Here is a 19,461-nt window from a genome sequence, read left to right as displayed (position 1 = left end):
GTGCCCCCGGTCGTGCCGGTCCGCGCCGCCGCGCGGTCCGACGCCCACACCGGAGGTCCCCCCATGGTCAGCACACCCCTGCACGAGCAGGACGAGAGCCGCCGGGGCCGGGGAGCCGGCTGGGTGACCTCGCTGTGCTGGGTGGCGGTCCTGCTCGACGGGTTCGACCTGGTGGTGGTCGGCACCGTGGTGCCCACGCTGCGCACGCCGGCCGGGTACGACCTGTCACCCGGCGGCGCCACCGCCGTGGTCACCATCGGGCTGGTCGGCATGATGATCGGCGCGCTCGCCACCGGTGCGCTCACCGACCGCTTCGGACGGCGCCGGGCGCTGATCGGGGCCGTGGCGTTCTTCTCGCTGTTCACCCTGCTGTGCGCGGTCGCGCCGAACGCCGAGGTGTTCGGTGCGCTGCGCTTCCTGGCCGGGCTCGGGCTGGGCGGCTGCCTGCCGACCGCGATCGCCATGGTGAACGAGTTCTCCCGCGGCAGCCGCAGCGGGCAGGCCACCACCCGGGTGATGACCGGCTACCACGTGGGCGCGGTGCTGACCGCCGGGCTGGCGATCGTCGTCGTCGAGCCGCTGGGCTGGCGCTGGATGTTCGTCATCGGCGCGCTGCCCGCGCTGGTCGTGGTGCCGCTGATGCTGCGCCGGTTGCCGGAGTCCCCGGCCCACCTGCTGGCCACCGGACGGCGCGCGGACGCCGAGCGGGTCGCCGCGCAGCACGGGCTCGCCCTGGCCGAGCCGGCCCTCGACGCCGGTGGCGCGCCGGAGGCGACGTCCACGCTGGGCACGCTGTTCGGGTCGGCCTACCGCCGCACCACGCTGGTCGTCGGACTCACCTCGTTCATGGGCCTGCTGCTGGTCTACGGGCTCAACAACTGGCTGCCCACGATCATGCGGGAGGCCGACTACGACCTGGGCGACGCGCTGGCCTTCCTGCTGGTGCTCAACGTGGGCGCGATCGTCGGGCTGCTGGTCGCCGGCCGGGTCGCCGACCGGATCGGCATCCGGGCCGCCGGCATCGGGTGGTTCGCCGCCGCCGCGGTCTTCCTGGCGTTGCTGTCGGTGCGGCTGCCGATCGCCGGCATCTACGTCATGGTGTTCCTGACCGGCTGCTTCGTGTTCAGCGCGCAGGTGCTGGTCTACGCCTTCGTCAGCGCCAACCACCCGCCGCAGGTGCGCGCCACCGCGCTGGGCTGGTCGGCCGGCGCCGGTCGCATCGGCGCCATCACCGGGCCGGTGATCACCGGTGCCCTGCTCACCGCGGGTCTGGCCTTCCCGTGGGGCTTCTACCTGTTCTCCGCCGTCGGCGTGGTGGGTGCCCTCTCGCTGGTCGCGGCGCGGGCGAGCCGGGCCGGCGCCCCCGGCTGACGGACGCTCCTCCCGCCGGGCCGGCGCCCGCGGCTGACGGACGCCTCCGCGCGCCGGGCCGGCGCCCGCGGCTGACGGGCGCCTCCGCGCGCCGGGCCGGCGCCCGCGGCTGACGGGCGCCTCCGCGCGCCGGGCCGGCGCCCTCCCGCATGGGACGCGCGCGGAGCGCGAGCGGGCTCCGCGGCCGCCTGGTCCCAGCCGGACGGCACCGACAGCGCCGCCCGTCCCCGCCCTCCGGCCGTCGACGGCGGGCGGAACCGGGCATGTGCCCGCCGTCGGCCATGCTCGGCCGGTTCGTGGCCGGCCCAGGGCCACTGCTGCCCCGCGGCGCGGGTGCCGCGGGTGCCGGCGGGTGCCGGCGGGTGTCCGCGAGCGCTCGGGCAGTGGCCCGTCGTCGGCCGTGTTGAGTCGGTTCGTGGCCGGACCGGGGTCATTGCTGCCTGGCAACGCGGGCGTGGTGCGGATGCCGCGGGCGGCGCGGGGGCGGGAGGCGGCGCGGGCGCGAACACCGGGGACGCCGGTGGCCTGGGTTTCGCGGGCGGTCGGGCAGTGGCCCGTCGTCGGCCGAGCTGAGCCGGTCCGTGGCTGGAGGGGGGCCACTGCTGCCTGGCGGCGGGCCAGCGCGGGGGGCCGGGGTGGCGCGGGCGGCGCGGTGTTCGCGAGCGCCCGGGCATTGGCCCGCTCTCGGCCGTACCGAGCCGGTTCGTGGCCGACGCGGGGCCGCTGCTGCCCGGCGGTGCCGCGGGCGGCGAGTGGCGGGGGCGGTTGGGGGCGGTGTGGGCGTTCGGGGTGCCGGGGGTGGCGTCGGTGACGCGGGTGTCCGCGAGCAACTGGGCATCGGCCCGTCGTCGGCCGTGAAGGGCCTGTGCGTGGCCGGCTAGAGGCCACTGCTGCCCTGCTGCCCTGCTGCCCTGCGGCGCGCGTCGCCGGTGCCGGGGCGTCGCGGGCGGTCGGGCAGTGGCCCGTCATGGGCCGAGCTGAGCCGGTCCGTGGCCGGATGGGGGCCACTGCCGCCCGGCGGCGCGGCGCGGCGCGGGTGGGGCGGGGCGCGGGTGGTCGGGGATCGGTCTGCGGTCGGCCGTTCACCGTCGACCTGCGCCCGGGACGGCGCTCGCTCGGGGGTCGGGTCTGGTCTCGCCGGTGAGCTGACCGCACCCGACGCCGTGCCGCACCCGTCCCGGTGGCGGACACGCCCTGCCCCTGCATGGCCACCGCCGGGGACGCGGGGGAGACTCCCGGGAGGACCTGTACGACGCGGGGGAAGCGGGGAACGGCATGGCGGTGTGGCCGGTTGTGCGTGCACGGTCCACGCCCGCCCAGTCGCCGGCTCCCTCGGAGCAGCCGACGGCGCCGCTCCGCCACGGCGCGGCGACCCCCGGCCCACCGGCCATCGACCCCGCGGAGCCGGCGGACACGACCCGGGCGGCGCACGGGCCGGCCGAGCGCCGTTCCGCGGCGCGGCCGTGGTCGGCTCAGGCTGCACCGCGGCACGCGTCCCCGGCACCCGGGTCAGCGCCCGCGCCGGATCACCCGGCCGTCGCGGCCGGTCCGGCGGCCCACGTCGTCCCCCTCCCGGCCGCCCCCGCGCGGACGGCGCCCACACCGGCCGACCTGCACCCGGGCACGGACGCGCTGCCCGCAGACGGCCGGTCGGCAGGTGCACGACCGGCCGACGACCCGCCCCCCGCGGGCGCGCCCTCGGTGGACGTCCTGCCGGGGGACGGGGCGCCCGGCGACCCGCTCGCCCCCGGCACCCCCGACGGCCTGGCCGTGGCGAACCGCGCGCCGGCCGGTGCGCTGCCCCGCTGGCTCACCGTGCTGCTCGGCCTGGCCGCGGCGACCGTGGCCATCGCCGGCCTGCGGGAGATCGCCTGGCTGGTGGGCCCGGTGCTGCTCGCCGTCGTCGTGGTGGTGGCGCTCGCGCCGGTGCAGCAGGCGCTGGACCGGCACGGCTTCCCCCGGTGGCTGTCCACGGTGGTGCTGCTGCTGCTCGTCTACGGCGTGCTGCTCGGGCTGGTCGGGCTGATCGTGCTGGCGGTGACCCAGTTCGCGCTGCTGCTGCCCGACTACGCCGACGAGGCCAACGCGCTGCTCGCCGGTGTGACCGACGACCTCACCCGGGCCGGGCTCGACTCCGGCCAGATCTCCGACCTGGTCTCCCGACTGGACTACGGCCAGCTGGTCAGCTTCGCCACCGGCGCGCTGTCCCGGCTGACGTCGCTGGCCTCCACGCTGGTGCTGGTGCTCTCGGCGCTGCTGTTCGTCACCCTGGAGTCGGCCGGCTTCTCCCGGCGGCTGGCACTGGTCGCCGCCGAGCGCCCGCACCTGCCGATCGCCCTCGGCCTGTTCGCCCGCGGCACCCGCAGCTACCTGCTGGTCAGCTCCTGCTTCGGGGCGCTGGTCGCCGTCGGCGACTACATCGTGCTGAGCTGGCTCGGCGTCCCGCTCGCCCTGCTGTGGGGCCTGCTGTCGTTCATCACCAACTACGTGCCCAACATCGGCTTCGTGCTCGGCGTGGCCCCGCCGGCACTGCTCGGCCTGCTCCACGGCGGCTGGAGCGAGCTGCTGGTCATCGTGATCGCCTACTCGCTGCTCAACTTCGTCGTCCAGACGCTGGTGCAGCCGCGGTTCGTCGGTGACTCGGTGGGCCTGTCGATGACGGTCACGTTCCTGGCGCTGCTGTTCTGGTCCAGCGTGCTCGGCGCGCTCGGGGCGCTGCTGGCCATCCCGCTCACCCTGCTGGTCAAGGCACTGCTCGTGGACGTCGACCCGCGCGGCCACTGGCTGGACGTGCTCCTCCGGGAGGAGCCGCGGGCGCCCCGCACCAAGCGGGCGCGGCGGCGGGTGCTGGACCGCCGGGCCGCGCTGGAGTCGGTGCGCGCGCACGTGCACGTGCCGCGGTTGCACGGTCGACCTCCGGACTCCGACCGTGGCCACGACCCGTCCCCCTGACCGGTGCCACGTGTCCGCCCCTGCTCCGGAGGGTCCGGCTACTCGCCGGGACGGCGGCGGTCCTGCTCGGCGAGGAAGCGCTCGAACTGGGCGCCGATCTCCTCACCGCTGGGCAGGTCACCGGTCGAGCCGAGCATGCCGGTGTCCTCCCGCGAGGACGTGAAGGCGTCGAACTGCTCCTCCAGCTGCGCGACGACGGCGGCGTTCTCCGCCGATCGGCCGATCTGCTCGTCGATCTCGGTCCGGTTGGCCTCGGCGGCCTCGCGCATGGTCTCGGTGGGCAGGATCAGCCCGGTGAGCGCGGACAGGTGCTCCAGCAGCGTCACCGAGGCCGCCGGGTAGGTGGCCTGCGCCAGGTAGTGCGGCACGTGCGCGGCGACGCCCAGTGCGTCGAGACCGGCCTCACCGGCGCGCAGCTCCAGCAGGGCACCGATGCTGCCCGGGATCCGCATCTCGCCCCAGTACAGCGGGTAGGACTCGATCAGCGCCCGCCGGGTGGCGTGCGCGGTGACCGTGACCGGGCGGGTGTGCGGCACCGGCATCGGGATGGCCTGCATCGCGAACAGCCGGGTGACGCCGAGGCGCCGGGCGATCTGCAGCACCGCGGCGGTGAACCGCTCCCAGGCGAAGTCGGGCTCGTCGCCGTGCAGCAGCAGGAACGGCGTCCCGGCGTCGTCCTGCAGGGCGTGCAGCTCCAGCGTCGGGGACGCGAACGCGGCGTAGCTGTCACCGGTGAACGTCATCCGCGGCCGGTGCCCCCGGTAGTCGACCAGTGCGTCGACGTCGAAGCGCGCGATCGTCTCGTGCGGCAGGGTGGCCAGCAGGTGCGCCCCGGCGAGGGCACCGGCGTGGGCGGCGTCGAACTCCCCGGCCAGGTCGTGCACGAGCACGAGGTCGGGGCGGGTGGCCGGGTCGGGGGCCTCCGCGCGGGCGAGCAGCTCGTCGGCCGCGGGGAGCAGCTCGACGAGGTCTTCCGGACGCTGGGCCACGGGTCCTCCTCGGACGTCGGCGGTGGGCACCGGGGCGGTGCCCGGTGCGGGGTTCGTCCGGTCAGCCCACCGGACGCCCCGCTCATTCCCATCGTCCCCCGCCCGGGCCCCCACGGCGCGCGGCCGGCTGGCACGGGCGCGGCGGACGGCGCACGGTGGTGCCGTGGACGACGACCCGCCGGACCCCGACCACCAGCTGGACGGTGCCCCGCGCCAGGAACCGGACCGGGACCTGGACGCGCGACTGGAGCGGGCGATCGGTGACCTGCTGGACCGCCGGCGAGCCGACGCGTCGATCTGCCCGTCCGAGGCGGCCCGGCTGGTCGACCCCGACGGCTGGCGCACGCTGATGCCCGCGGCCCGGGCCGCCGCCGGCCGGCTCGCGTCGGCCGGCCGGGTGCAGGTCACGCAGCGTGGCGAGGTGGTCGACCTCGCCACCGGCGTCCGTGGCCCGGTCCGGGTCCGTCGTCCCCGGTCGCCGGGGTGAGGCGGCGCGGGGCGGCGGTCGCTCAGCTGTGCCGGGACCGCGTCTCCCCGCCGCCCGTCGGACCGTCGCCGCCGCCGGCCGGCGCGGTGCCCAGGGCGGAGCCTCCCTCGGGGGCCGGGCTGTCGGCGGCGTTCGTGAGCTGCAGCTGCATGCCCTCGATGGTCTGCGCCGGTTCCTTCCCGTCCAGGGCGTCCCGGGTGTAGCGGTAGACGACCGCGAACAGGGCCGCGACCGGGACGGACAGGAAGGCGCCGATGATGCCGTACAGGCTGCTGCCGGCGGTGACGGCGAGGATGACCACGGCCGCGTGCAGGTTCAGCCCGCGCCCCTGCAGGATCGGCTGCAGCACGTTGCCCTCCAGCTGCTGGACCAGCAGCACGATGATCAGCACGAACAGTGCCGTCTGGGGGCTGTTGCTGACCAGCGCGATGAGCACGGCGAAGCCGCCGGCGACGAAGGCGCCGATGATCGGCACGAAGGCGCCGAAGAAGGTGAGCACGGCCAGCGGCAGCACCAGCGGGACGTCGAGGAAGAACAGCCCGATGCCGATGAAGAACGCGTCGACGAAGCCGACCAGGGCCTGCTGGCGGATGAACTCGGACAGCGTGGACCAGGACCGGGCCGACAGCGCGGCGACGTGCGGGGCGGCCCGGGGCCCGGTCTGCGCCGCCAGCCAGGGCACCCAGCGCGGGCCGTCCTTGAGGAAGAAGAAGGTCAGCAGCAGGGCCAGCACCACGTTGAGCAGGGTGTTGCCGATCGCGGTGGCTCCGGTGACGGCGTAGCCGGCGATGTTCTGCGCGTTGCTCTGCACCGTGTCGATGACCGAGTCGACGGCGTCGTCGATCTGGCCCTCGCCGAGGTCGAACGGCGGCCCGGCCAGCCACTCCTGCACCTGCTGCAGGCCGCCGGTGACGCCGTCGGCGAGTTCCTCGACCTGGTTGACGACCTGCGGGGCGATGACGGCGACCACACCGACGATCAGCGCCAGGAAGACCAGCAGCACGGTGGCGGCGGCGAGCGCCGGTGGCCAGCGGTGGTTGCGCAGGAAACGGGTCGCCGGCCAGAGCACGGTGGCCACCAGCAGGCCGAGGATGACCGGCAGCAGGACGTTCCAGAACAGGCCCAGCACGTACCAGATGCCGATCGCGGCGACGGTCACCACGATGAGCTGGGCGGCGACCACGGCGACCTTGGTCAGCGCGGTGCGCGCTCGCTCGCCGCGCTCCCAGTCGGGGGGTGGTGCCTGGGTCACCGCAGCGTCACCACCGGGGGGCGTCGCGGCGTCGTCCGTGCGGCCGGCCGGGCTCCCGGTGCTGCCGGCTGTGGTGTCGTCGGTACCCACCGTGCTCGGGCCGGTGCTGCTCGCGCCGGTGGTCGAGCCGGTCCGTGGTGAGGGATCAGGGTCGGCCATGGACAGATCCCAGCACAGTCCCGGCCGTTGCACAGGGTGATCGTGGACGGAGGGCGCCTCCGGCAGGCCACCCAGGGCGGGGACGTCGGACCACCGTCGTAGGTTGGCGGCATGCCCTCGATCGCCACGAACAGACGCGTCGACCGTGACCAGCTGCTGGAGTTCCTGCGCCCGCGGCACCACGCCGTGCTGTCCACCCGCCGGGCGGACGGCAGCCCGCAGATGTCCCCGGTCAGCTGTGGCGTCGACCCCGAGGGCCGGATCGTGGTCAGCTCTTACCCGCAGCGGGCCAAGGTGGTCAACGCCCGCCGCGACCCTGCCGTCTCGCTGCTCGTGCTCTCCGACGAGTTCGACGACGCCTGGGTGCAGGTCGACGGCACGATCGAGGTGCTCGACCTGCCCGAGGCGCTCGAGCCGCTGGTCGAGTACTTCCGGTCGATCAGCGGCGAGCACCCGGACTGGGATGAGTACCGGGCCGCGATGACCCGCCAGGGCAAGGTGCTGCTCCGGGTCACGCCGACCCGCTGGGGTCCGGTTGCCACCGGCGGCTTCCCGCCCGAGCTGGCCGACAAGCCCTGAGCCTTGCTCTGATCGGTGCAAGGTGTTTGACTTGCCTCATGGTGTTCGTGCTCACAGTCGACCAGCGGAGCAGTCGCCGTGGTCCGGACCGGGTGGCCGACGTCCTGGACCGGCTCAACGCGAGCACGGCTGCGGTGTTGCGGTTCGAGCGCACGGCCGGTGACGAGTTCCAGGGCGTGCTGCTGGAGGCCGGCGCCGTCGTCGACGTGGTACTCGACCTGGCCCGGCTGCAGGGCTGGAGCATCGGCGTGGGCGCCGGCCCGGTCGACACCCCGTTGCCGGACAGCACCCGTGCCGCGTCGGGCACGGCCTTCCTCTGTGCCCGCCGGGCCGTCGACGCCGCCAAGCAGCGCCCCGTACGGGTGGCCGTCCGCGGCCGCTCCGAGGCCGACGCCGCCGATGCCCAGGCAGTGCTGACCGCCCTGGTCGCGCTGGTGCAGCGGCGCAGCGCGCAGGCCTGGGAGGCGATCGACGTGGTGGCGCAGGGGCACACGCAGACCGAGGCCGCGGCCCGGCTGGGCATCACCCGGCAGGCGGTCGGGCAGCGGCTGGCCGCGGCGCAGTGGGACCTGGAGGGCGAGCTGCGCCCGACGGCGGCACGGCTCCTCCTGCGCGCCGAGGGTCCGCCGACCGCTGCGGGGGTGGCACGGTGAGCGGGATCGTGCTGGTGCTGCTGGGCGTGCTGGTGCTGCTGTCCGCGGTGGCGCTGCGCGCCGGCACCGACGGCGTGCTGGGCCGGGTGGTCGCCGGGGTGCTGACGCTGCTGCTCGGCGGTGCCGCCTGGGTGGCCTGGGCGGCGCCGGGCACGGCGTCGACCGGGTCGCTGGTGCTGGCCACGGTGCTGGCCGTGGCCGCCGCCGGGCTGGGCGGGGGAGCGGTGGCCGTGGCCGTGCTGGACGCAGCCGACCCGGGCGGCCCCGCGGTGCGCGGCGGTCCCAGCGACCCCGACGTGCTCCGCGGCGGTGCCTGGATCGGCGCCCTGGAACGGATCGGGGTCACCGCCACCCTGCTGGTGGGCTGGCCGGAGGGGCTGGCCGTGGTGCTGGCGGTCAAGGGCCTGGGCCGCTACGCCGAGCTCAAGGACCCGGCCGCCGCCGAGCGCTTCATCCTCGGCACGCTGGCCAGCGTGCTCTGGGCCGCCGGGTGCGCGGGCGTCGTGGTGCTGCTGCGGTCGTGAGGGGCAGCGCTACCCCGTGACCGTCACCTGCTCCGGCGACACCGCCCGGACCGGCGAGGGCTGGTCACCGACGAAGACCTCGATCGTGTACGGCCCGTGAGGCAGCGGCGGCAGGACGTCCGGGGCGGGTGCGCACAACGGCATGGCGGGTTCGACGTCCACCGCCGACTGCGCGCACTGCTGGTAGCTGGCTGCGAGGGTGGCCGTGGTCCGCCGCTCACCGCCCGGCGGGATGAACAGTGCCTGCGTGAACTGGCAGTCGACCGTCGGTCTAGGCCTGGCGGTGTACGGGATCGTCGGGCCGCTCGATCCCGCGTCGACGAAGGGCACCGCCGAGCAGCCCGTCGAGACGGCGACATCGGTCCCCGAGACGTTGCGCAGGTTCACGACCACCTCCACGGTCCTGCCGCCGGCGATGCCCTCCGGCGCACGAACACGGTGATCCGCTCGCCCACTGCTCTGCTCATCGGTCCCCTCGCTGGCCTCCCTCAGGAGACGCCCCGACCGACCGATGACCGCTGCGTCCGTGACCAGACCGTGACCATCCGCTGCCTTGCCCGCCGCTCCCCGGTGCGTCGCCCGCTCACCATCGCGGGCGACGCACCGGGAGAGCGGGCACGGCAGCGCACGGGCGGGCGCACCCGCCTCGTCCCCGGGCCCCGCGGCGCGCGCAGCATGTCGTGGGGAGGGACGAGGTCCTCCGTCAGTCGTGGAAGACCTCGATCTGGGCGCCCATCTCCACCAGCCGCTCGTACAGCTGCTCGTAGCCGCGGGCGATGATGTCCACGTTGCGCAGCACCGACGGGCCCTTCGCGGCCAGCATCGCCAGCAGCAGGCAGACGGCGGGACGCAGCGCCGGCGGGCAGACGATCTCCGCCCCGGACCAGCGGGTCGGGCCCTCGACGAGCACCCGGTGCGGGTCGAGCAGGCGCACGTCCGCACCCAGCCGGGTCAGGTCGGACAGGTGGATGGCCCGGTTGTCGTAGACCCAGTCGTGGATCAGCGTGGAGCCGGTCGCGGTCGCGGCGATGACGGCGAAGAACGGCAGGTTGTCGATGTTGAGCCCCGGGAACGGCATCGGGTGCACCTTGTCGATCGGGGCGCGCAGCTGCGAGGGGTGCAGCGTGATGTCCACCAGCCGGGTGCGCCCGTTCTCCGCCGGGTACTCCGCCGACAGGTCGTAGCCCAGCCCCATCTCGCCGAGGATCGCCAGCTCGATCTCCAGGAACTCGATCGGCGCCCGGCACACGGTCACCTCCGAGGAGGTCACGATGCCGGCGGTCAGCAGGCTCATCGCCTCGACCGGGTCCTCGCTGGGGGTGTAGTCCACGTCGGCGTCCAGCACCGGGCGGCCGTGCACCACCAGCGTGGTGGTGCCGAAGCCGTCGATCCGCACGCCGAGCTGCTCCAGGTACAGGCACAGGTCCTGCACCATGTAGTTCGGGCTGGCGTTGCGGATGGTGGTGGTGCCGTCGTGCCGGGCGGCGGCCAGCAGGGCGTTCTCGGTGACGGTGTCCCCACGCTCGGTCAGCACGATGGAGCGGTCCCGGGACACCGGGGCGGTGACGGTGGCGTGGTACTCCCCGGCGTGCGCCTCGACGTCCAGGCCGAAGGGCCGCAGGGCGATCATGTGCGGTTCGATGGTGCGGGTGCCGAGGTCGCAGCCACCGGCGTAGGGCAGCTCGAAGGTCTGCGCCCGGTGCAGCAGCGGGCCGAGGAACATGATGATGCTGCGGGTGCGCCGGGCGGCGTCGGCGTCGATGGCCGCGAGGTCGAGCTGGTCCGGCACGGCGATGGTCAGGTCCCGGCCGGTCTCGTCCCAGGTCGCCGAGACGCCGATGGAGCGCAGCACGTCGAGGATCCGCTCCACCTCCACGATCCGGGCGACGTTGCGCAGCGTGCTCACGCCCCGGTTGAGCAGCGAAGCGCACAGCAGTGCGACCGCGGCGTTCTTCGAGGACTTCACGATCACCCGGCCCTGCAGCGGCCGGCCGCCGACCACGCGCAGGTGGGTGGGCCCGACCGGCCCGGGCGTGCCCGCCCCGACGGTGATCAGCTCGGACTCCAGGGCCGCGGACAGCCGACCGAGCAGCTCGAGGGTGAGGTTCTGGTTGCCCTGCTCGATCCGGGCGACCGCGCTCTGGCTGGTGTTCAGCCGTTCGGCCAGCTGGGCCTGGGTGAGGCCGTGGTGCTGGCGCGCATCGCGGACCAGGCCGCCGATCTGGCGCAGGGACTGGCTGGTGGCTTCCTCGGTGAGCGACATCGTCACGCACGATATCTCAGATGTGATATCGGTCGCGGGGAGGTCCGGGGGGCCGGAGGGGACCGCTGGGTCCATGATGGACGACCCACCGAACCACCCGCGAGGAGGGCCCGTGCCCGCACCTGCTGCAGCGTCCCCGACCCCGGCCGGCGAGGCCGCCCGCAACCGTGACCTGCTCGGCATCTACTGCAACGACCACCTCGCCTCGGCGTCCGGCGGTGTGGAGCTCGTGCGCCGGGTGCTCGCCCAGCACGACGACGGGCCGTGGGCAGCCGACCTCCGGCAGCTGCTCGCCGAGCTGCGGGAGGAGCGCGCCGCCCTCCAGGCCACCGTCCGGGCCCTCGGCCTGCCGGTGCGCGGCTACAAGCAGGTGGCGGTGTGGGTGGGGGAGAAGCTGGCCCGCGGCAAGCTCAACGGCCGGCTGCTGTCCCGCTCACCGCTCAGCTCGGTGGTGGAGTTCGAGTTCCTCACCGTCGCGGTGCTGGCCAAGCGCTCGGGCTTCGAGACCCTGCGCGCCCTGGCCGACGTCGAGCCCCGGGTGGACGCCGCACTGTTCGACCGGCTGATCGACCAGGCCGACCGGCAGCACCGCTGGCTGGCCACCGCCCGGCGGCAGATCGCGGCCGACGTGTTCGGCGGCGACCCCTGGTCGGCCGAGGCCGCGGCGGACACCTGAGGGACACGCGTCGTCCAGGCCGGTGCGGTAGAGAGGGCGCATGTGCCACGACCACGACAGCCGCCCGCCCGCCCCGCCGCGCACCGGTGACGTCGCCGAGCGCGGCACCCTGACCCTCACCGCCGCCGACGGCACCGCGTTCAGCGCCGCCTTCGCCGCACCTGTCGCCACGCCGCGGGTCGGCGTCGTGGTGCTGCCGGACATCCGGGGGCTGCACCCCTACTACGTGGCGCTGGCCGAGCGGTTCGCCGAGACCGGGGCGGTCGCGGTGGCGCTGGACTGGTTCGGCCGCACCGCGGGGCCGGCCGAGGGCGGCACCCGGGGCGAGGACTTCGACTGGGGCACGCACGTCCCGCAGACCACGCCCGAGGGCATCGACGCCGACATCACCGCCGGCATCGCCTACCTGCGCAGCCGCACGTCGCCCGACCTGCCGGTGGTCACGGTCGGCTTCTGCTTCGGCGGCAGCCACTCGTGGCGCCAGTCCGGCGGCGACCTGGACCTGGCCGGGTGCGCCGGCTTCTACGGCCGGCCCTCCATGGTGGGTGAGGCGGCGGAGCGGGCCAGCCGGCCCACGGTCATGCTCATCGCCGGCAGCGACCAGGCCACCCCGGTCGAGGACCAGTTGGCCCTGGCTGAGACGATGCGGGCCGCTGGCGCCGAGGTGGACGCGACGGTGTACGACGGGGCGCCGCACTCGTTCTTCGACCGCGCGTTCGGCGAGTGGGCCGAGGCCTGTGACGACGCGTGGCAGCACGTGCTGGCGCTCACCGACCGGGTGGCGCTGTCCGCCTGAGCCGGCCGCACCCCGCTCCGGCCGAGCCCGCCGTACCCGGGCGGCTCAGTGCAGGTGGCGCTGCCAGTCCGCGGGCACCCGCCCGGCCGGGCCCGGGGCGGGCTGGTCCAGCGGCCGGTGCTGCGGGTCGGCCAGGGCCGGCCCGCGGGCGTACGCCTGCGCCGTGTAGTCCCACCACCAGTCCTCACCCGGCTCGAAGCTGGTGATCAGCGGGTGGCCGCTGCTCGCGGCGTGGCCGCGGGCGTGCCGGGACGGCGAGGAGTCGCAGCAGCCCACGTGCCCGCAGGCGGCGCAGCGCCGCAGGTGGAACCACCACCCGCCCGCCGCGTCGCACTCCCGGCAGCCGGTGCCACTGGGCAGCGCGTCGGGGTCGATCGGGTCGGTCACGGCGCGGCCTCCGGAGGGGTGAGCGGGATGCGGACACGGAAGCGGGTGTCGCCGGGGACGGAGCTCACCGACAGGTCACCGCGGTGCTTGTGCACCACGATCCGCCAGGAGATGTCCAGGCCCAGGCCGGTGCCCTGGCCGACCGGCTTGGTGGTGAAGAAGGGCTCGAACACCCGCGGCTGGACGGCGGGGTCGATGCCCGGGCCGGTGTCGCGGACCTCCACCAGCAGGTGCTCGCCGTCCCGCGCGGTGTGCAGCGTGAGCGTGCCGCCGGCCTCGCCCATGGCCTGCACGGCGTTGTCGATGAGGTTGGTCCAGACCTGGTTGAGCTCGGCGGCGAGCACGGTGACCTGCGGCAGGCTGCGGTCGTAGTCCTTGACCACGCGCAGGGTCTCCGGGAATCGGCCCTTGAGCATGATCAGGGTGCTGGTCAGCAGGTCGTGCACGTCGACGGTCTGCACCGGCGCCCGGTCCAGCTGCGAGTACTGCCGGGCGGCCCCGACCAGCTGCGAGATCCGGGTGGTCGCCGAGACGATCTCCGCGGTGAGCAGCTCCAGCTCGACGGTGCCGGCCAGCCAGCGCACGATCCCGTCCAGCGACCCGGGCGGCACGTGCGTGGCCAGCTCGTCCAGCCAGGCAGGGTCGATGCCCACCTGGGCCAGCCCCGCGGCGAGGTCCCAGCCACCGGCGACGTCGTGGTCCTCGAACCACTCGCCGAGCTCCTCCTCCCGGTCGGCGGCCTCCAGCGCGCTCAGGTCGGGCGCCGTGGCGACCCGCGCCACCGCCTTGTCCTGCAGCGCCACCATCGCGAGGACGACGTCCCGGTCCAGCGGCGCCTCGGCGACCCGGCGCAGCTCGGCCCGCATCCCGGCCAGCCGGTCGCGCAGCGCGCTGGTGGCCCGGACCGCGGCACCGGCCGGGTTGTTCAGCTCGTGGGTCAGCCCGGCCGACAGCGAGCCCAGGGCCAGCAGCCGCTCCCGCTGGCCGATCGCGGCCTGGGTGTTCTGCGCGCCGAAGAACAGGCCCTCCAGCAGGTGCACCGCCATCGGGAACCAGGTGGTCACCAGCTCGGCGAAGCGGGCGGCGTCGAGCACGAAGAACCGGGACGGGACGACGACCCGCAGCGAGTTGCTGTAGGTCTGCGGGATGCGGTTGCCCAGGTAGGCGGTGAACGCGCCGCCGTACACGCCGCGCTGGGCCGTGCGGGTGACCTCGACGTCCTCGCTCCCGACCCGGCGGGACAGCGCGATCTCGCCCTCCACCAGCACGTACAGGCAGGTCGCCGGCTCACCCTCGCGGTAGGCGTGGCCGGGTTCCAGGTCGACCAGCTCGCCGTGCCCGCACAGCCACTCCAGCTGCTCGTCGTCGAGCGCCTCGAACAGGAACAGCGTGCGCAGCAGCTCCGGGTCGCACGCCGGCGCGGTCAACTGGACTCCAGGTAACGGTGCACCAGCATGACCGCCATGGCGCCCTCGCCGACGGCGGCGGCGACCCGCTTGGCGGAGTCGGCGCGCACGTCGCCGGCCACGAAGACGCCGGGCACGCTGCTCTCCAGGTGGTACGGCGGCCGCTCGGTGGTCCAGCCGCCGGCCTCCACCACCAGGTCCGGTCCGGCCAGCACGAAACCCAGCCGGTCCCGGGCGACGACGCCGTCCAGCCAGTCGGTGCGCGGGGCGGCGCCGATGAACACGAACAGCCAGCTCGCGTCCACGGTCTCGGTCGTGCCGGAGACGTGGGTGAGGGTCAGCCGTTCCAGGTGCTCCTCGCCGTGCACCGCGCTGACCTGCGTGCACGGCCGGACGCTCACGTTGTCCAGCGCGGCCAGCTGCTCGATCAGGTAGTGCGACATGGACGCCTCGAGGGACTCCCCGCGGATCAGCAGCGTCACCGAGCGGGCGCTGCGGGCCAGGTGCACCGCGGCCTGCCCGGCGGAGTTGGCGCCGCCGACGACGTACACGTCCTGCGCGGCGCAGCTGCTCGCCTCGCTCTGCGCCAGCCCGTAGAACACGCCGCGGCCGGTGAGCGCGTCGATGCCCTCGGCGGCCAGCTGCCGGTAGGACACCCCGGTGGCCAGCACGACGGCGTGCGCGTCCAGCGACGACCCGTCGGCGAAGTGCACCCGCCGCGCGGACCCGGCCACCTCCAGGCCGACGACGTCCCGGGTGGTGACCAGCTCGGCGCCGAACTTCACCGCCTGCCGGCGGGCCCGGTCGGCCAGCTGGGCGCCGGAGACGCCGTCGGGGAAGCCGAGGTAGTTCTCGATCCGCGAGCTGGTGCCGGCCTGGCCGCCGGTGGCGGTGCGCTCGACGAGGATCGTGCGCAGGCCCTCCGAGGCGCCGTAGACCGCCGCGCCCAGCCCGGCCGGGCCGCCGCCGACCACGATCAGGTCGTAGAAGTCCGTCTCCGGGGTGGTCGGCACGCCCGTGCGGTCGGCCAGCTCGGCGTCGGTGGGGGCCAGCAGCGCGGTGCCGTCCGGGGTGACCACCAGCGGCAGGGCCAGCGGGTCGGCCCCGGCCGCGGCGAGCAGCCGCTCGCCCTCCGGGGAGTCGGACAGGTGGAAGCGGTAGGGCACCTGGTTGCGGGCCAGGAAGTCGCGGATCTCCGAGGAGCGGGCCGACCAGCGGGCGCCCACCACCCGGGTGCCGGCGACCGGCCGCCGGTCCTCGTGCTGCCAGGCGCGCAGCAGCCCGTCGAGCACCGGGTACAGCTTCTCCTCCGGCGGGTCCCACGGCTTGAGCAGGTAGTGGTCCAGGTCGACGAGGTTGATCGCGTCGATGGCGGCGCCGGTGTCCGCGTAGGCGGTCAGCAGCACCCGGCGGGCGGCGGGGTACACGTCCATCGCCTGCTCCAGGAACTCGATGCCGCTCATCTGCGGCATCCGGTGGTCGGCCAGCAGCACCGCCACCTCGTCACCGCGCAGCTTCATCTCCCGCAGCGCCTCGAGCGCCGCGCGTCCGGACTCGGCGCGGACGACGCGGTAGCGGTCGCCGTAGTGCCGGCGCAGGTCGCGGGCCACGGCGCGGGACACGGCCGGGTCGTCGTCGACGGTGAGCAGGGCCGGGCGGCGCTCAGGGGCGGGCGCGCTCATCGGGTGCCGGGGCGGGGGGTCAGGCAGGGGCTCGCCATGGCGGCGACGATACGGACGCGCACCGGGCGAGGACAGGGCGCGCCCTCGCCCGGTGCGCGCGCCCGGCTGCGGGGACCGGGTGGGGGCGGGACCACCCTCCCGGGCGAGTACGCCGCCACCGGCAACCGGGGAGAAGTACCGTCCACGCCGTGCCCACCCCTGCCCGCCGACCGCCGCTGCGCGCCCGGCCGGGCGCCGGGGCCGCCGGCCGCCGCCGGTGACCGTCGACGGCCTCGAGCCCCCACCGGTGACCGACCGGCCACGGCGCTGGCTCCGGGTGCTGACCCCGGTGGCCAGCCTGGCCGTCGTCGCGGTCCTCGTGGTGGCCGGCCGTGACCGGTTCGTCGACGCGATCGGCAACCTGACCGGGGTGCGCTGGCGCTGGGTGCTGGCCGCGGCGGTGGCCGAGGCCGTCTCGATGGGGGCACTGGCCCGGCAGCAGGCCCGGCTGCTGCGCGCCGGCGGCGGGCACGCGCCGCTGAACCAGGTCGTCGCCACCACGTACGCCGGCAACACCATCTCCGTCGGACTGCCGGTGGCCGGTCCCGCCGCCGGCACCCTCTACACGTTCCGCCGGCTGCGCGAGCTGGGCAACGAGCCGGCGCTGGTCAGCTGGGTGCTCACCGTCTCCGGGGTCTTCTCCACCGTCTCGTTCGCGGTGGTGATCGCGGTCGGGTGCGTGCTGGTGGGCTCCCCGGCCGGGGTGGTGGGGGCGCTGCTGGCCGGCGTGGTCGCGGTGGTGCCCAGCGTGGTGCTGCTGCTGGCGCTGCGCAGCCCGGCCGCCCAGGAGCGGGTGGTGGGCTGGGTGGTCCCGGTGGTCGGCTGGGTCGCCGCCCGGGTGCGCCGGCTGGACGGGCCCCGCGCGCAGTCGGCGGTCTCTGGGCTGGTGCGCCAGCTGGGCTCGCAGCGGCTGGGCCGACGGGACGCCGCCGTCGTGGCGGGCTGGTCGCTGGTGAACTGGCTGGCCGACGCCGCGTGCCTGGCGCTGGCGCTGGTCGCCGTCGACGTCCCGGTGCCGTGGACCGGGATCCTGATCGCCTGGGCCGCCGGGGCCGGCGCGGCCACGCTGGGGCTGACCCCGGGCGGGATCGGGGTGGTGGAGACGGCGCTGACCGCGGCGCTCGTCGGGGTGACCGTGCCCCTGCCGGACGCCGTGTCGGCGGTGCTGGTCTACCGGTTCATCAGCCTGTGGCTGGTCTTCGCCGTCGGGGCGGTCCTGCTGGCGCTGCCCCGGCGGGGGCCGCACAGCCGCCCCCGACCCCGGTCACCGGCCGCTGCCCCGGGCGAGCCGGACGGGCGCACCCCGCCCCCGCCGTGACGGCGGGGGCGGGGCGGGCTCACGCCGTCGGCGGCTCGTCCTGGCCGGCCTCCTCGAGCGCGTCGGCCTCCTCCTTGGTCGTGTGCACGGCGCCATCGGCGTGGTCCGGCGGGCCGTAGACCGTGTAGAGCACCAGCGGGTTCGGGCCGGTGTTCACGAAGTTGTGCTTCTTGCCGGCCGGGACGACGACGAGGTCGCCCTGGGCGACCTTCTTCTTCTGCCCGGACACCACCGCCTCGCCGGTGCCGCTGACGAAGGTGAGGATCTGGTCGTTCCCCTCGTGGGTCTCCTCGCCGATCTCCCCGCCCACGGGGATGGTCATGATGACCAGCTGGGTGTGCTCGCCGGTCCACAGCACGCGGCGGAAGTCCGCGCTCTGCTCGGCGACCGTGGCGATGGTGAAGTGGTCCATGGGGCGAGGTGCTCCTCGGGTCGTGGCGGGTGCGTCGCCCCCGATCATGCTGGTGCCGCGCCCGCCCCGCAGCCCGTCACCGGGTCAGGAGCGCCGGCCCGGCCCGGAGGTGGGGGCGTCCTCCCGTGGCCGCAGGCACGCCTGCGGGTCGCCGGCGGCGTCCGCGCGGCGCGCCTCGGCGGGGGAGATGCCCAGGTCGGCGCTGCTGGTGGTGTCCATCGCCAGCACCTCCTCCGGCTCCCGGTGGTCGACGGCCTCGGGGTGGTGGGCCTCGAAGCGCATCCGCACCAGCCCCAGGACGACCAGCGACGTGGCGACCGCGCAGGCGGTGATCGCGATGGTCACCGGCGAGACCCGCCCGGTGGCGCTCAGCACACCCACCGTGACCACCTCGAGACCCGCTGCTCCCCACGCGGTCAGCATGGCGACCCGGTCGGCGCGGGCGATGCCCGAGTACAGCAGCAGCTGCGCGATGGCCAGCGCGGTGCCGGTGGTGGCGAACAGCCAGACGGTGCCGCCGAGCTCCGCGCCGTACTCCTCCCCACCCAGCACGCTGAGCGCCGAGCCGCGCAGCACGGCGGTGGCCAGCACCAGCAGCCCGCCGATCCCGGCCACCAGCAGCACGGCCGAGGGCAGCGCCCGGCGGCGCTGCTCGGGGTCGGCCAGCTTGGGCACCAGCATCACCCCGACGCCCTGCGGCAGCCAGAAGGCGATCTTGAAGATGATCGAGCCCACCGCGTACTCGCCGGCCTGCTCGGCGGTCAGGTGGTGCCGGGCCAGCAGCAGGTCCAGGTTCACCAGCAGCACGAAGCCGAACAGGGCGCCGGCGGCATGCGCCACGCCCACCAGCAGCCCGCGCGGGGGCCGGGCCAGGCCGGGGCGGCCGGTGCCCAGCCAGGTGCCCGCCGCGCCGAGCCAGGCGCCCACGGCCATGCCGGCCAGCGCCGACGTCGAGGTCCCGCCGAGCAGCAGCCCGGTCGCGGCGCCGACCATCTTGGCGCCGCCGAACGTGGCGGTGACGACGGCCAGCCGGCCGTACCGCCCGGCGCCCTGCAGCATCCCGTCGTACCCGCCGACCAGCGTGTGCGGCACCAGCACCAGGGCCAGGAACGCCACCGGCGCGACCGAGGACAGGTGCAGCAGCTCGGTGATCGGCCAGGTGCCCAGCAGGCCCACCGTGCCGACGCCCGCGGCCACCAGCACGGTCACCCCGTGCACCCGCGGCAGCGACGACGCACCGCGGCGGGCCGCCCCGCCCAGCCGCAACGCGGTGACCGTCTGCAGCGCGGCGGCCGGCACCACACCGATGAGCAGGACGTTCAGCAGCGCGGCCAGCTCACCGAAGGCGCTGGGCGCGAGCACCCGGGTGGCCAGCAGGGTGAAGACGTAGGCCAGGCCGTTGACACCCAGCAACGTCAGGGACAGGAGGGCGGCCGGCGCGACGGCCAGCGAGCCGGCACGGGCCGGCACGTCCGGGACGGTGCCCGGCAGTGTGGTGCCTGCAGTCACGACACTC

At 75.4% G+C, this 19,461-nt stretch carries 18 protein-coding genes; 9 read left to right on the top strand and 9 right to left on the bottom strand.

The genetic code is table 11. The annotated features are described in order from the left end of the window. Nucleotides 1-63 precede the first annotated feature (63 nt). Both G1H19_RS09625 and G1H19_RS09620 read left to right on the top strand, forming a co-directional pair. On the top strand, nt 64-1,371 hold the full coding sequence (locus G1H19_RS09625; protein WP_152727678.1) for an MFS transporter: 1,308 nt from the start codon (nt 64-66) through the stop codon (nt 1,369-1,371). A gap of 1,701 nt (nt 1,372-3,072) precedes the next feature. Then, nucleotides 3,073-4,323 carry an AI-2E family transporter gene (locus G1H19_RS09620; RefSeq protein ID WP_162392229.1) on the top strand — a complete coding sequence of 417 codons (1,251 nt, stop codon included), beginning with the start codon at nt 3,073-3,075 and terminating at the stop codon, nt 4,321-4,323. A 38-nt stretch (nt 4,324-4,361) separates the two neighbouring features. On the opposite strand, the gene G1H19_RS09615 is transcribed toward G1H19_RS09620, so the two are convergent. Further along, nucleotides 4,362-5,312, bottom strand: coding sequence for a proteasome assembly chaperone family protein (locus tag G1H19_RS09615; RefSeq protein ID WP_162392228.1), 951 nt, complete (start codon nt 5,310-5,312; stop codon nt 4,362-4,364). Between the two features lie 163 nt (nt 5,313-5,475). On the opposite strand from G1H19_RS09615, the gene G1H19_RS09610 reads away from it, so the two are divergent. Further along, complete coding sequence (locus G1H19_RS09610) at nt 5,476-5,799, top strand: DUF3253 domain-containing protein (protein ID WP_235927868.1); 324 nt, start codon at nt 5,476-5,478, stop codon at nt 5,797-5,799. A gap of 22 nt (nt 5,800-5,821) precedes the next feature. Here G1H19_RS09610 and G1H19_RS09605 read toward each other — a convergent pair whose 3' ends face one another. After that, nucleotides 5,822-7,051: an AI-2E family transporter gene (locus tag G1H19_RS09605; RefSeq protein ID WP_235927867.1), complete on the bottom strand. Its 1,230-nt coding sequence runs from the start codon at nt 7,049-7,051 to the stop codon at nt 5,822-5,824. 270 nt (nt 7,052-7,321) lie between these two features. Here G1H19_RS09605 and G1H19_RS09600 point away from each other — a divergent pair, with 270 nt between their 5' ends. Genes G1H19_RS09600 through G1H19_RS09590 form a run of 3 tightly spaced genes read left to right on the top strand, consistent with a single transcriptional unit; the run spans nt 7,322 to nt 8,966 of the window. Then, nucleotides 7,322-7,789: a PPOX class F420-dependent oxidoreductase gene (locus tag G1H19_RS09600; RefSeq protein WP_152727680.1), complete on the top strand. Its 468-nt coding sequence runs from the start codon at nt 7,322-7,324 to the stop codon at nt 7,787-7,789. A 38-nt stretch (nt 7,790-7,827) separates the two neighbouring features. After that, nucleotides 7,828-8,442, top strand: a complete 615-nt coding sequence (locus G1H19_RS09595) for a hypothetical protein (RefSeq protein ID WP_152727681.1) — start codon at nt 7,828-7,830, stop codon at nt 8,440-8,442. After that, the gene (locus tag G1H19_RS09590) at nt 8,439-8,966 is read left to right on the top strand and encodes a hypothetical protein (protein WP_162392227.1); all 528 of its coding nucleotides are present in this window, start codon (nt 8,439-8,441) and stop codon (nt 8,964-8,966) included. The genes G1H19_RS09595 and G1H19_RS09590 overlap by 4 nt, the downstream gene beginning before the upstream one ends. 9 nt (nt 8,967-8,975) lie before the next feature. Here the strand turns inward: G1H19_RS09590 and G1H19_RS09585 are convergent, their stop codons facing one another. Together G1H19_RS09585 and G1H19_RS09580 are read right to left on the bottom strand one after the other, a co-directional pair. Then, nucleotides 8,976-9,353, bottom strand: coding sequence for a hypothetical protein (locus tag G1H19_RS09585; RefSeq protein ID WP_152727682.1), 378 nt, complete (start codon nt 9,351-9,353; stop codon nt 8,976-8,978). Between the two features lie 316 nt (nt 9,354-9,669). Next, complete coding sequence (locus G1H19_RS09580; protein ID WP_152727683.1) at nt 9,670-11,229, bottom strand: UDP-N-acetylglucosamine 1-carboxyvinyltransferase; 1,560 nt, start codon at nt 11,227-11,229, stop codon at nt 9,670-9,672. Nucleotides 11,230-11,341: 112 nt separating this feature from the next. Here G1H19_RS09580 and G1H19_RS09575 point away from each other — a divergent pair, with 112 nt between their 5' ends. Continuing rightward, nucleotides 11,342-11,905 (top strand): hypothetical protein, encoded by a 564-nt coding sequence (locus G1H19_RS09575; protein ID WP_162392226.1) that lies wholly within the window; start codon nt 11,342-11,344, stop codon nt 11,903-11,905. 40 nt (nt 11,906-11,945) lie between these two features. Further along, nucleotides 11,946-12,701, top strand: a complete 756-nt coding sequence (locus tag G1H19_RS09570) for a dienelactone hydrolase family protein (RefSeq protein ID WP_152727684.1) — start codon at nt 11,946-11,948, stop codon at nt 12,699-12,701. 45 nt (nt 12,702-12,746) lie between these two features. Here the strand turns inward: G1H19_RS09570 and G1H19_RS09565 are convergent, their stop codons facing one another. Genes G1H19_RS09565 through G1H19_RS09555 form a run of 3 tightly spaced genes read right to left on the bottom strand, consistent with a single transcriptional unit; the run spans nt 12,747 to nt 16,176 of the window. After that, nucleotides 12,747-13,088 carry a UBP-type zinc finger domain-containing protein gene (locus G1H19_RS09565; RefSeq protein ID WP_162392225.1) on the bottom strand — a complete coding sequence of 114 codons (342 nt, stop codon included), beginning with the start codon at nt 13,086-13,088 and terminating at the stop codon, nt 12,747-12,749. Then, complete coding sequence (locus tag G1H19_RS24485) at nt 13,085-14,515, bottom strand: ATP-binding protein (RefSeq protein ID WP_152727685.1); 1,431 nt, start codon at nt 14,513-14,515, stop codon at nt 13,085-13,087. The genes G1H19_RS09565 and G1H19_RS24485 overlap by 4 nt, the downstream gene beginning before the upstream one ends. Beyond that, nucleotides 14,512-16,176: an NAD(P)/FAD-dependent oxidoreductase gene (locus G1H19_RS09555; protein WP_152727686.1), complete on the bottom strand. Its 1,665-nt coding sequence runs from the start codon at nt 16,174-16,176 to the stop codon at nt 14,512-14,514. Before G1H19_RS09555 ends, G1H19_RS24485 begins: the two co-directional genes overlap by 4 nt. Nucleotides 16,177-16,462: 286 nt before the next feature. Between G1H19_RS09555 and G1H19_RS09550 the strand changes: the two genes are divergently transcribed. Further along, nucleotides 16,463-17,533 (top strand): lysylphosphatidylglycerol synthase transmembrane domain-containing protein, encoded by a 1,071-nt coding sequence (locus tag G1H19_RS09550; RefSeq protein ID WP_152727687.1) that lies wholly within the window; start codon nt 16,463-16,465, stop codon nt 17,531-17,533. Nucleotides 17,534-17,552: 19 nt separating this feature from the next. On the opposite strand, the gene G1H19_RS09545 is transcribed toward G1H19_RS09550, so the two are convergent. Both G1H19_RS09545 and G1H19_RS09540 read right to left on the bottom strand, forming a co-directional pair. Next, nucleotides 17,553-17,945: a cupin domain-containing protein gene (locus G1H19_RS09545; RefSeq protein WP_152727688.1), complete on the bottom strand. Its 393-nt coding sequence runs from the start codon at nt 17,943-17,945 to the stop codon at nt 17,553-17,555. Between the two features lie 84 nt (nt 17,946-18,029). Continuing rightward, complete coding sequence (locus G1H19_RS09540; protein WP_152727689.1) at nt 18,030-19,454, bottom strand: lipopolysaccharide biosynthesis protein; 1,425 nt, start codon at nt 19,452-19,454, stop codon at nt 18,030-18,032. Nucleotides 19,455-19,461 lie beyond the last annotated feature (7 nt).

The organism is Goekera deserti (genome assembly GCF_010685995.1).
In the GTDB taxonomy this organism is placed as follows: Bacteria; Actinomycetota; Actinomycetes; order Mycobacteriales; family Geodermatophilaceae; genus Goekera; species Goekera deserti.
This window is presented reverse-complemented; position numbering and strand designations above follow the sequence as displayed.

Excerpts from the sequence above, each read along its gene's own strand:
- G1H19_RS09600 (WP_152727680.1), top strand. The coding sequence starts at position 7,322 with ATGCCCTCGATCGCCACGAACAGACGCGTCGACCGTGACCAGCTGCTG.
- G1H19_RS09570 (WP_152727684.1), top strand. The coding sequence starts at position 11,946 with ATGTGCCACGACCACGACAGCCGCCCGCCCGCCCCGCCGCGCACCGGT.
- G1H19_RS09555 (WP_152727686.1), bottom strand. The coding sequence starts at position 16,176 with ATGAGCGCGCCCGCCCCTGAGCGCCGCCCGGCCCTGCTCACCGTCGAC.
- G1H19_RS09625 (WP_152727678.1), top strand. The coding sequence starts at position 64 with ATGGTCAGCACACCCCTGCACGAGCAGGACGAGAGCCGCCGGGGCCGG.
- G1H19_RS09580 (WP_152727683.1), bottom strand. The coding sequence starts at position 11,229 with ATGTCGCTCACCGAGGAAGCCACCAGCCAGTCCCTGCGCCAGATCGGC.
- G1H19_RS09595 (WP_152727681.1), top strand. The coding sequence starts at position 7,828 with ATGGTGTTCGTGCTCACAGTCGACCAGCGGAGCAGTCGCCGTGGTCCG.
- G1H19_RS09545 (WP_152727688.1), bottom strand. The coding sequence starts at position 17,945 with ATGGACCACTTCACCATCGCCACGGTCGCCGAGCAGAGCGCGGACTTC.